Annotated in this window: 7 protein-coding genes; 4 read left to right on the top strand and 3 right to left on the bottom strand. The window is 54.6% G+C overall.

The features are described 5' to 3' along the window. Positions 1-313: 313 nt before the first annotated feature. Positions 314-751: a flagellar hook assembly protein FlgD gene (locus Q31a_RS25015; RefSeq protein ID WP_145084030.1), complete on the top strand. Its 438-nt coding sequence runs from the start codon at positions 314-316 to the stop codon at positions 749-751. 95 nt (positions 752-846) lie between these two features. Beyond that, complete coding sequence (locus tag Q31a_RS25020; RefSeq protein WP_145084033.1) at positions 847-3,294, top strand: flagellar hook-basal body complex protein; 2,448 nt, start codon at positions 847-849, stop codon at positions 3,292-3,294. Between the two features lie 387 nt (positions 3,295-3,681). On the opposite strand, the gene Q31a_RS25025 is transcribed toward Q31a_RS25020, so the two are convergent. From Q31a_RS25025 to Q31a_RS25035, 3 genes are all read right to left on the bottom strand, one after another. Further along, positions 3,682-5,148, bottom strand: coding sequence for an ISNCY family transposase (locus Q31a_RS25025; RefSeq protein WP_145074263.1), 1,467 nt, complete (start codon positions 5,146-5,148; stop codon positions 3,682-3,684). 1,045 nt (positions 5,149-6,193) lie between these two features. Continuing rightward, positions 6,194-7,624, bottom strand: a complete 1,431-nt coding sequence (gene purB / locus Q31a_RS25030; protein ID WP_145084036.1) for an adenylosuccinate lyase — start codon at positions 7,622-7,624, stop codon at positions 6,194-6,196. 104 nt (positions 7,625-7,728) lie between these two features. Beyond that, positions 7,729-9,144, bottom strand: a complete 1,416-nt coding sequence (locus Q31a_RS25035) for an HD domain-containing protein (protein WP_145084039.1) — start codon at positions 9,142-9,144, stop codon at positions 7,729-7,731. A 363-nt stretch (positions 9,145-9,507) separates the two neighbouring features. On the opposite strand from Q31a_RS25035, the gene Q31a_RS25040 reads away from it, so the two are divergent. Both Q31a_RS25040 and Q31a_RS25045 read left to right on the top strand, forming a co-directional pair. Beyond that, positions 9,508-11,415, top strand: coding sequence for a hypothetical protein (locus Q31a_RS25040; protein WP_145084042.1), 1,908 nt, complete (start codon positions 9,508-9,510; stop codon positions 11,413-11,415). A gap of 336 nt (positions 11,416-11,751) precedes the next feature. Continuing rightward, positions 11,752-12,309, top strand: a complete 558-nt coding sequence (locus Q31a_RS25045) for an RNA polymerase sigma factor (protein ID WP_145084045.1) — start codon at positions 11,752-11,754, stop codon at positions 12,307-12,309. Positions 12,310-12,325 lie beyond the last annotated feature (16 nt).

Genomic DNA, 12,325 nt, shown 5'->3' on the forward strand with positions numbered 1-12,325 from the left:
CCCACCGTGCAACGGATTGTCGATGAATCAGCCTCGTTTGTTGATCGACGAAAGTTACTCCATTTGCCCCGGCTTTCGCCCAGCGAAAGGCAACCTTGCTCCTCGGATTCCACTTACATCGACAGCCCGATCAACAAGGCTGAGCTGTTTGCGGCAGCCGGGTGATGGGGCGGGCTAGTCATTGCGGTAGAACTCCCGACTCTCTCAAAGCGACAAGCCGCCGGCGCACGGAGTTTCCTATTGACACCGAGCTTCCCAACCGGCTATTCGTCAAGCTGTATCGATACGTAGTAATCCATCGGGAAACAGAAGCATGACCAGTATTCCAGGCGTCAGCAGTTCCTCTTCCTCTCAATCTGGAAGTGGCCTTACCGGCAACGACCTCAGCGACGTTGATCTGGATGAATTCCTAGGTTTGCTGATTACCGAACTTCAGAATCAAGACCCATTGGACCCAATGGACAACGGTGAGATGCTGACCCAGATCAGCCAGATTCGCGAAATTGGTTCCACCAACCAACTCACTGAAACGCTGTCGACCCTTGCCATTGGTCAAGAGCTGACGATGGCGAGTGGGATGATTGGCAAACAAGTCACGGCGTTGGATAACAATGCGAACAACGTAAAAGGTGTGGTAGACCGCGTTTCCGTACAGACCGATGAGGAAGATCCGAGTATTCGCAAAGTATCAGTTCATATTGGAGACTCAGTTGTCGATATTAACAACATCCGTGAAATCTTAGAAAACTGACCGCGCGCTCCCCCGCCCTGTATCCCGCTTCCATGCGAGATATAGCTGGTACATCGCGTTAGCGGTGTACTCGCAGGAAATACAGGGTATTTGCGATGGGCCTAGCTTCGTCTCTCAGTACGGCGCTGACCGGCATCAACGCTGCCGAAACTCAAATCGATGTGCTCGGCAACAACCTTGCCAACTCCCAGACCGTGGGCTTCAAGTCCTCGGAAGTCATCTTCGCGACGCAGTTTTTACAAACGCTGTCGCTGGGGGCTGCCCCCTCCACGGACAATGGTGGAACCGATCCACGTCAAACGGGACTCGGGGTGCAGGTCTCAGGCATTTCGCCCAACTTCTCCCAAGGTACTGTGCAAATCAGTTCCAGTCCCTCGGACTTAGCAATTCAGGGCGACGGGCTGTTCATCGTACAAGGCTCGTCCAACGAACAACTCTACACTCGCGCCGGCATCTTCAAACTCAATAGCGAGAACCAGTTGGTGACCCCCACGGGCAATCGCCTCCTGGGTTATGGGATCGACGACCAGTTCCGAGTGCAGTCGACGAAACTGGTGCCCTTGGAAATCCCACTCGGTAGCGAAGCGGTGGCACAAGCTACTAAGAATGTTGTGATGGAGGGAACACTCACTCCCACCGGAGACGTGGCTGATACTGCGGAGGTGATTCAGAGTCCGATTTTAGGGGATGCTGCAGTGCCGCGGCCGGATGCCAGCGGTATCTCACTGGCCAGCTCCGCCATCGCATCGACCGCCGGTGTAACGGTCGCCCACAATGAAGGCTCCGGCTCGCTGGTCGAAGGCGCGGTATACCAATACAAGTTCTCCTTCGTTGATGCTTCGGGCCACGAAAGCGTCCCCAGCGCACCGCTGTCGGTCACGGTCCCACCGGGCGACAGCCTCCCCAACAATGCAATCACCCTAACAGGGCTACCCGATGCTCCGGGTGAATACTCTCAGGTACGCGTCTACCGCACGGATGCCAACGGATCAGAATTCAAGGCTCTAGATACCGTGGCAACTGGCGGCGTCTATGTCGATGATGGCAACACAGTGCCTGGCGCGACGCTTGACGAAACATTGCTCAATGGCAACTACAGTTACATGATCACCTATTACCATGCGGGGGATCCTGAAACGCGTCCTTCCATCGTGATGGGACCTCAAAACATCGTCAATGGTCGCGTGCAACTGTCCGATTTCCCGGCTCCACCGGTCCCACCATCCGGCGGCGGGCATCCACCGTACGACTCGGTTCGAATTTATCGCAATACGGCCAGCGATCAGAACTCCTTCTATCTTGTGGATACCGTCGCACCGGGGCAAGACTACACCGATAGCAAGAGCGATGCCGAGATATCCAATTTAACTCTGCCCGGAAACAAGGGCATCGACTTGGATGGCCCGAGTATCGATAGTAACACGCTACTTACCAATGTTGTCCGGCGGGATGGTCTGGATTACATCAATCCCTTCACCCTCGGTTCACTCGAGTTTGAAGCTGCCAAGGGGGGCAGAACCCTTGAGTCGAAACAGTTTGAGGTCACCGCCACTTCGACGCTACAGGATCTAGTTAGTTTCATGGAAGAAGCCATGGGGATTCAAACCCAAGGTTCTGACACCACCAACCCGGTCCCAGGTTCCAAGAACACCATCCCCGGCGAAACGGGTACACTCCTTCCAGGTGCCTATATCCAAAACGGGCGCATTCGCTTCGTCTCCAACAACGGTGTCGACAACGCACTGGATATTGACCTAACTGGCTTTCGCGTCACCGATTCCAGCGGCGTCGTCAATGTTCCCAACATGGCATTTGGCTCAGTACAAGACGCCAAGGGGCAGAGCGCCGTCGCCGATTTCATTGCCTATGACACACTTGGCGTCCCGATTCGCACACGCATCACGACCGTGCTGGAAAGCCGCACCGACACCTCAACCACCTACCGTTGGTACGCAGACTCCGCAGACAACTCAGCCCGTGACGGTTCCGAAATTAGTGTCGGAACGGGACTCATTCAGTTTGACGGCAATGGTAACTACATCTCCGCTACCAACACAACCGTCGCAATCGACCGCTTCGATCTGCCCAGTGTTTCCCCAATGGAGTTCAAACTCGACTTCACGGGCATGTCAGGATTGGCCACCAGTGAAGCCTCGATTGCCGCATCGCGTCAGGATGGTTCGCCTCCAGGTACTTTAACCAGTTATGTCATCGGTGAAGATGGTACGATCCGTGGAGTCTTCAGCAACGGGATCGCACGGGACCTCGGCCAACTCCAACTGGCCAAATTTTCGAACCCAGAAGGACTCGAACAACGGGGGCAGAATCTCTTCTCACAAGGCATCAACACCGGATTGCCCATTCAAGGCCGCCCGGGGGAAAATGGAATCGGCGCTGTCGTGTCCGGTGCATTGGAACTCTCCAACACCGACATCGGTGGGGACTTGGTAGACCTGGTCCTCGCTTCGACTCAGTATCGAGCCAACTCGCGAGTCATCACAGCCACTCAACAATTGTTCGACGAACTGCTGAACATCCGATAACCGTGAAAGCGTCCGCAGTACTCTAAGCGTGCTGCCCTCTAGTCACGGGGCCTGCCGCCGTGGCTGAGGATGTGCGTTCCTGGGGCCTCTATTGCAGGGTCTCCAGCAGTGTGAGCGGCACCGGGCAACGGGAAACTCGCAACTGCGTGCACTTGGGCCTCTCGCGCCGCGAAATAGCAGATTCTAGCTAGTGTCTGTCCGGAAATTGCCTTGCTGGAGGATTTCACGCAGTCAGATGCTATCAGACAATCAGGAAGAGTTGCCTTCGCTTCGCATTCATTGCCGCTAGGTGAAGTCAAATCCAGCCGTTTTGACCGACTTTGCGTCGCTGGCGCGGACCGGTAGCCAGCTGGCTAATTCAAAAGTGACGAACCTCAGTCACATGCCCTAAGCCGCTTTGCGTTTGCTCTGTGCTGCCGATGCATTGGGGCGTTGTTTAGAAAGCAGTAGCTTTCCAAGCGTGTGTATATTGCGACCTAGAATCGCTAATCCCAAATAGCGTTCAAAGCCGAGTTCAGTCCGGTCGCGACAACGCTTCAAACCATTGCCCCGCTGTAACACTCCGATCGCTGCCTCGATGCCTGAGTGGTGTAGTCGGGTTCGGTGAAATTTAACACTTTCGTTCTTAATCCGCTGTGCGTATTCACCAGGAGCCCGCGGTAGTACGCATACATCTTCGATTATCTGCTGCAGATTTGATTCATTTTCCGCTGAATAGAAACCTCGGTCAAAAGACGCGGTGTGAATCTCGCCTGCGTGCTTCTTCTGAGCCAACTTCGTTTGTTCCACCACGACATCCTGGTCACGCACGTCGCGAGCCATCAAGTGATAGTGACTAATGAAACCAGCACCATCCTCGTAAACCAAAGCCAATCGACCATATTGATTGGGTTGTCCGGCTTTGCCGCGACGGTAAAGCTGCGTGTGTGTTTCGAACAAGCTGAACAGCTTGTCGCAATTGGGGACTGACTCACCCAATAGGACACGCCGACGCGCCGTATCGCAAACCTGCTCGGTCAGTCCTGTCCAATGTTCGATTGTTGTGATTAGGGACAGAGTTACTGTGGATGCACCGAGAGATTTCGCCTCATTCGTCAGTGATTTCGCTCGCTCGAGCAAAAGTGCTACGCGTTGCAGCAGGTCGCGATAACGCGATTCCAAGGCTTCCTTTTTGCGTGAGCTCTTGCTGGCAGCAATCCGTCCTATCTGCTGCTTTAAGCTCTTGATCTTCTTGACTAGATGCCCCACTTGTCTCCATCCTGTGGTCTCAAGCTGTTGCGCCAACTCAACACAGAACGGAATGAACTTGCGAACACCGTCGTAGATCAAACTGCTCTCTGTCGGATAGTGAATGTTAGTTTCAATAACAAATGAATCAGCCCGAACTGTGGAACTGGCATCGGGAGCAATGCTCTGGCCAGCGGTGACGATAGCTTGGTTGATCTTACTAATCGTCTCAGGTTTGAGCAGACAGATGGTATCGCGTATGCGTCTGAAAGTGAAACCGTCGGTGTCTTGCCAGTCGCCGATTCCCATGATTCCGCGGAGACGCCGATGATTCTCGACTTGATCCTGTAGTTTGTCGTAATCAAGATTACATCCAAGTCTGACTGCTGCAAGCACAACAACATGCCAATCGTCTATGCCTGGCCTTCCAACATCCCGTCGAGAGTCTTGGTTTAGATCCGCAGCGACAGCCTGAACGACTTTCGTTCTCAACTTGGCATTGGTATAAAGATATTGAAGCCCGAGCAAGACGGGCACGATTTCATCGCGAGATTCCAAGTTGAGTTCAACTTGTGCGATAGGGCTGCAATCGAAGCGTTGCTGTTTTTGATATGGCTTGCGAACCACTTCTACTCCTCGAAGATTAAGCGTTTGGACCTGTTTTAGTCAACAAATTCAACGCTCGAACTCGCTCGCGGGTTCGTTCTTCGGGGAGCTTTTTTGAAAATTAGCCAATAATTTACAGACGCTTTTAATTTCCGGACGGACACTAGCTAGGTTCTATCGCAGGGCGCTTGCTCCGCTGGTCGCAGCCCGGTCATCCCGACTGCCCCACGGCCATCGAACCCGATTTTAGCCAGCGGCCGCCATACCGCTCACCTCTGCTGCGTGCTGCGCGACACGCGTCGGTTTCAGGCTCAAGCACCGGCTGAACTCGGCCCTGGCCCCATATCGGCCCCATATCGGCCCCATATCGGCCGCTTATTGCACGACTTTTCTCAGGGCGAAGTACTCCCAGGCAGACGGGGCATTTGTAGCCAGATTTACTCTGCGTTGTAATTTTTACAATGCAGTTATTTCAAAACTCGTCTCCGAGCTCGGTCGAACAGATGCCAAACCTCCGCAACTCCTTGGAAAACGGCAGTTGCCGACTAAAACCTGCCGACGATCGAGGTTTGGCACGCCATGTGCATCTACCTAAAAGCGTGGTGAGACACCGAGGCCCGTTGCGGAGCTAGGTTGCCACAACACGAACACGGATGTCCCGTGACCTTAGAGGCGCAGTCGCCCGAGTATGGCGACAAATAAGGCAGCAATTGCCCAGGCCCGGCTTTCACGGTGAAAAGGGTCCGCTCGGTAACGCTCAGCAATGAGCACACCCAGCGGGCCCTTTTTCGTTTTCCTAGCGACGCTCAGTTCAAGCGACTGGTTAATACGGGTTGGCGGTCGCGTCCCTTCCAGCCGGAGTAAGTCAGGCGGTCAGGCAAAGCAGTCTCCCACCTGATAGCCGCACGCCGAAATCGCCCCAGCCACGCATCGACTCGCCCAAACCTGCAACCCGCCGCGTGAGCAAGGAAGAGTGATCACCGCTTCAGAGCGGTTCGGAAAACTACCACTGCGCCCCGCCAGCGGCAGTGCACGATCGCATTCTTGTGCGTCTGCAAGCAGCCACTTATACGTTGACTTCTACCGACATTCCGGCTTGATCGCCGAACTTCTCGCGGATGGGACCAACGATATTCGACAAAAACTCATCGACTTGTTGCGGTGCGCGTCCTACAAAGGCGACTGGATCCACGAGTTGATCAATATCCACCTTGTCGAACAGCGATTCGGCTTTAAGTCGATCGAGCAGATTATTGGGCTTACCTTCCTGCTTAACTTCTAGACCGGCCGCCACGCTATGCTGTCGAATCAACTCGTGGACCTCTTGCCGATCGGCCCCCTCGGCGACGGCGGCCATCATGATGGCTTCGGTGGCCATGAAAGGCAATTCTTCGGCCAAGTATTTGGCCACTTGCTTTTCGTAGACGACCATACCTGTCGCCACGTTCTCCATCAGCACGAGGCAAGCATCGATGGCAAGAAACGCTTGTGGAATCACCAATCTACGGTTGGCGCTATCATCCAGCGTTCGCTCCATCCATTGGACGGCGGCTGTTTGAGCGGCCGAGGACTGCAGACTCATGACGAAACGTGCGAGCGAGCACATGCGCTCGCTACGCATCGGATTGCGTTTGTAGGCCATGGCTGAAGAACCAATCTGATCCTTCTCAAACGGCTCTTCCACCTCCTTGCGGCTCGATAGAATTCGCAAATCAGTGGCAATCTTGTGAATGCTTTGTGCCACACCGGACAGCGCGTCCATGACCTGGGCATCCACCTTCCGCGGATAGGTCTGACCGGTCACGGCATAGCTGGATGGAAAATCAAGCTTGGTGGCTATCATCGCTTCCAGCTTGCGAACTTTCTCGTGGTCCCCCTCGAACAGTTGTAGAAAACTAGCTTGAGTCCCGGTCGTCCCCTTGGCGCTGCGGGCCAGGAGGCTGCTTAAGCGGTGTTCCACCTCTTGTAGATCCAAGACCAAATCGTACATCCACAAACAAGCCCGCTTTCCAACCGTGGTCGGCTGCGCGGGTTGCAAGTGCGTGAATGCCAAACAGGGCAGGTCGCGGTACTTGAGGGCAAACTCCGACATCTTCAGAATCACGCTCGCAAGCCGTCGCTGGACCATCTCCAAACCTTGACGGATTAACACTAAATCGCCATTGTCGGTCACATAACAACTGGTCGCACCCCAATGGATAATCCCTTTGGCGTCAGGGCATTGATCACCGTAGGCATGAACGTGTGCCATCACATCGTGACGCAGGCGCCGCTCGTAGGCTTGCACCGCTTCCAAATCCACCTGCTTCTCAAACTTCTTCAACTGCGCGATCTGTGCATCGCTAATGGGCAGCCCTAATTCCTGCTCGCACTCTGCCAAAATGATCCACAACCGGCGCCACAATTGGGAACGATATTCGGAACTCCACAACTGGGCCATTTCACGTGAGGCGTAGCGGCTGATCAGTGGATTCTCGTAAACAGCGTTGTCTGACATAGTACTAGAAATTCAACTAAAAGAAGTAATAAAACAGGCAAGTAGCCGCGTTGCCCGACAGGGACACCTATCCACGAGTCGACACGCTACGGCGATAGGCAAACCTACATATTCGTTAGGTCATCGTCTCCGGGGGCACCAATGAGCTTCTCCATGATGTTCGAGAAAATGGTCTCGCATTCTCCATCTTGCGTATAGACGCGGGCAATCGTGTGGCTAATCGGCAAGCGGCGGTAGAGTCCATGGGTGGTCAATGCTCGTACTTTATCCGTGGAGGATTCGTAGTAGAAATTCATCCCCGCAGCAGCTCCCACTGTGTGTGGCCGGTGAATGTGCCGCGCCAAGTCGACACGGAACTGCACCTCTCGAAATTCAGCAGGTAATTGGTCGCGTAAGCAGGCTGCTAAAATGCTTGAAGAGGAGAAGACCGAGCTGTTCTCCGACTGCCCCTCTTCGAAACTCAAATTGCGTTGGCAAACCATCGTCCACCGCACCCGTCGCCCCAACCAGTCCAGCCACCGTCGACCAATCTTGGCCAATTTGGGGTCTGGGCTGGCGTGCCAGCGGCGGACGTCGGTCAGCAAGGAGAACTCGGTCAACTGCAAGTATTCCGTCAAGTACTCGCGAGGATCTCCAGGAAACAGGTAGCTGCCACTCTCCTGAAACAACTCCGCCAACTCGAGATCGATGGCCCGCACGGTACGATGGAAATACACGCTGCGAAACAGTTCCGCCTTCATCGACAGGAAGTGCACCAGCGCGGGCATCCCACGCTCATGGATGGTCAATCCGCTCGGCGTGAAGGAGCTGTAGTGCAAGATGCGTTGGAGATCAAATGCTCTGGGGTTGAGTCCTGTCATGAAAGCATCGCGGAGCACGAAATCCATATTGTCAATCGTGTAAATACCGCAAAACAAGCTTCTGAGCAGATGCATCCAGCGTGGTCGCTCCGATAGTGTGTCCAAGCTAGGGGCACCGCTTCCAGGCCGCTGGATGAGCCAGGCGATATCGGTCGCCTGGAGAGCATGCTCCTCCGGCCACTCTCCTAGAGGAGAACTCCGCAGGGCGGCTAGGTGTTCCCCCAATTCCTGTTCGATGATTAAGGCACCGAGTCGCTCATGCGTTAAATCGAAGCGGGAGAGAAAATTGGCGTCAAAGAAGTGTCCGAAGGGTCCATGCCCCACATCGTGCAAAAGCCCGGCCATCCGCATTAGGCCGTCGACGTACGGCTTCGAGGGAGTGCTGGGATCGACTTCTTTCAAGGAATCGTACAATCGCTCCACCGCCGCGCTGGCCAGGTGCATCACCCCCAAAATGTGCTGGAAACGACTATGCTCGGCGGTGGGAAACACCCACCAAGCTGTTTGCAATTGCCGAATTTGTCTCATCCGTTGCACCCACGGATGGTCGATAACATCTCTTTCACAGACTTTATTGTCGGCTCCCGCTTGGGGTGCTACAAAACGGATGTATCCGTGAACCGGATCGTGTGACAGATTTTCGAGTTGATGTGCGTCCATGGGGTGCCATTTTACGCCCTCCCAGGGTCCCGTCCATCGCAGGCCGATAAATGCAATCGCCTTCCCGACTCCTCTCGGATGCAAGCCCTAAAAACCACATTTGAGGCGAAAAGATTGCAACGATCAGGAGAAAAGCGTTAAATGGGCAAATTTGGACCGTCAAAACGCCTTTTCGGTCGAATGTCCCATGGAGTAAGATACTGACAAGTTTGCCGAACCATTTTTTGTTCTCACTGCTGTAATTCTAACTAGTCACCACCCAACCAAGTTGACGGGGGGTATTAGGCCCAGGGATGGTAGAACGGGAACGATAGCGACGCTATTGCTACAGGGACGTTCATGATTCAAGGAGATCTACGCACAATGATCCGCTTTTCACATCGTGCAGTTTGCACGTTCTCAGCGGTTCTCTTACTGTCGAGCTTGGTCACTCTCTCGCCAGCGATAGGGCAGCAAAAAACCGCCTACGACTTGCTTCCAGAGACAACGCAAGCTGTCTTGTGGGTACCCGACGGTGAAAAACTCGCAGTTCAGTGGGATCGCACCCAACTCGCCAAATTGGCCGCCGATCCCGCCGTGGCCCCATTCTTCGAAGGACAACGCCAGGAAATCGAGAAACGGTTCGTGGATGCAGGCTGGAGACTTAACCTCAAGCCCGAGGATCTTGCCGACTTCCTCAATGGACAGATCGCGGTGGCCTGGATGGAATTGCCCGAGGTGCGGAAGCCCTTTGCAATGACTCTGATTGCCGATGTCTCCGACAATGCCGCCACCAACCAAACGATGCTCCAGCATATCGATCAAGAATTGCTCGCCCGCGGTGCGGAACGCAGCGAACTGGAACACGGCGGGACCGCCATTGCCAAGTACACCCTGCCAGCTCGCGCAGGAGAGTTCCTAGCCCAAGACACGTTTTACGCCATCGCAGCCGGACACTTTTTGTCGACGGACGACGAAGCCCTCATTCGCGAGATGCTGTCGATTATCCAAGGCAGCCCCGCAGCCTCACCACGTCTCGCCGCCAACCCAGTTTTCCTCTCCGGACGCGAGAAATTGCAGGTCAGTGGTGATGGACAACTCGAATACTTCGTCCGACCATTGGGCTTCGCACGTGTCATCCGCTCAATTGGCGGCAAGCAATCGAAGAGCAGCTCCGACATGTTGGCGGTCCTGCACAACCAAGGCTTCGAATCCATCCTCTGCGTCTGCGGGGAAATCCAACTCGGTTTAGACACGCTCGATATCAAACATCGCGGCTATGTACTCGCCGAAAAACCCTTGCCCCTAGCTGCTGGAATCTTCGACTTCCCCAATAAAGCCAGTCGCGAAATTCCAAACTTCATCAGCAACAAGATCTCCTCAGTACTCGCCACGAACTGGAATGCCCAAGTCGCTTTCTGGAAATCGTCGGGACTCGTGGATGAACTGGCTGGTACCGAAGGGGTATTCGATGAGGTCATCGAGGGCTTTAAGAGAGATCCCAACGGCCCTCGAATCGATATCGTCAAGGACGTTTTGCCCTTCTTCACCAATGACATCTACTCGATTTCCGATAGTCGTGAAGGCCCTGCCAGCGTGGATTCACAACGCAACCTGATCGCGTTAAAAGTCACCGATTCCGCCGCCATGGCGAAGGTAGTCAACCGCGTCATGCGCAACGAACCAGACGCCGAAATGGTTGCCTTCCAAGGACAAGAAATCTGGAAGGTTGTCCATCGCGAGAATGAAATGCTGGGGGGGCTCGGAGACGATTTCGGTGACGATTTCGGAGATGACTTCGGAGCCGCACCGGCCGCTCAATCCAACCAGCCTCAACCTTGGTTGAGCGATTGGGCCATTACCGTCTACGGCGAGTACCTGATGTTTGCCTCCCACGCCGAAGTCATTGAAGAAGCCATTCTGCAGGCCAAGCAAGGCGGGACTTCACCATTGGTGCAAGAGAATGATTTCCAGCGCGTGGTCAAAGCGGTTCATGACGCCTACGGCGATCAGGACGCCAGCGCCTGGCGAATCGTTCGGACCGATCGAGCCTACCGCATTCAGTATGAGTTGTTTCGCGAAGGCAAATTGAAGCAATCCCAAAGCATGCTGGCTAGCCTCCTTGATCGGCTGCTTCAGGACAACTCGGAAATCAAGGTCAAAGAGCAAGCTGTGCAGGGCAGCACTCTTCCGCCCTTCGAAGCGATTTCTCACTTCCTTCAGCCCAGCGGAATGATGGTACGCACCACCGATCACGGTTGGGAATTCGGAAGTTTACTGTTGGCCAAGTAGGCTTTTGAAGAGAAAAGCGGCAAACGCTGGCCCTGCCAGCTAGTCGCTGGCTCCCTAGCGAGTCACCCAATCCCAGATTCTTATTGGACCGTCAGTTCTGCTGACGGTCCATTTTTTTTGGAACTTCCGGCGGCCGTGCGGCGGCTCACGCCCCGCACTTTGGTTGGCTGCCATAGCTCAAGTTTTAGCGATTGTACGGCCCTATCCCGCGATATTCACACACATTCCCCCGCGCAGCGTTTGACACCGGATCATGCTTGCAAGAATAATAGGAACCTCTTGTATGCACTTGCCCCGCCCCGTCATGGGACAACCATTCACCTCGAGTCAGATCACGTGAAAACCGAAGAAGATCTGATTCAGGCATCCCTAACCGGTGATGGAGGAGCCTATGGCGTCCTCGTCAAACGCTATCAAGATCGACTCTTTAACGCCATGCTGCATGTCGTAGGCAGTCCCGATGAAGCCGAAGACGTCGTGCAAGACTCTCTGGTACAAGCCTACGTCAAGCTGCATACCTTCCAGGGAAACAGCAAGTTCTACACCTGGCTCTATCGCATCGCGTTCAACAATGCCCTGAGCCGGCAGCGCCGTCGCCGCAACGAGCTCTCGATCGAGCAAAGCCGTGAAATCACCGGTTCCGATCCAGTCGATCGCCATGAGCCCCCGGACGAGTCGATGCTCCGCGGAGAACGCGTGGCTCTGATCCACCGAGCCCTCGAGTTACTCTCGGAGGAACACCGCTCCATCCTTATCCTCCGTGAGATGCAAGACACCTCTTACGAAGACATTGCCGAGATCCTCAGCATCAACATCGGTACCGTTCGCAGTCGACTATCTCGAGCGCGGATTCAACTGAAGGCGCAGCTGGAGAACCTCAATTCGGACCCTTAGAGTCTGCGCGCGACTC

The organism is Aureliella helgolandensis, assembly GCF_007752135.1.
GTDB lineage: Bacteria > Planctomycetota > Planctomycetia > Pirellulales > Pirellulaceae > Aureliella > Aureliella helgolandensis.

What these genes read in the sequence shown, in the direction of transcription:
- Q31a_RS25015 (WP_145084030.1), top strand. Translation starts at nt 314, where the DNA reads ATGACCAGTATTCCAGGCGTCAGCAGTTCCTCTTCCTCTCAATCTGGA.
- Q31a_RS25020 (WP_145084033.1), top strand. Translation starts at nt 847, where the DNA reads ATGGGCCTAGCTTCGTCTCTCAGTACGGCGCTGACCGGCATCAACGCT.
- purB (WP_145084036.1), bottom strand. Translation starts at nt 7,624, where the DNA reads ATGTCAGACAACGCTGTTTACGAGAATCCACTGATCAGCCGCTACGCC.
- Q31a_RS25035 (WP_145084039.1), bottom strand. Translation starts at nt 9,144, where the DNA reads ATGGACGCACATCAACTCGAAAATCTGTCACACGATCCGGTTCACGGA.
- Q31a_RS25040 (WP_145084042.1), top strand. Translation starts at nt 9,508, where the DNA reads ATGATCCGCTTTTCACATCGTGCAGTTTGCACGTTCTCAGCGGTTCTC.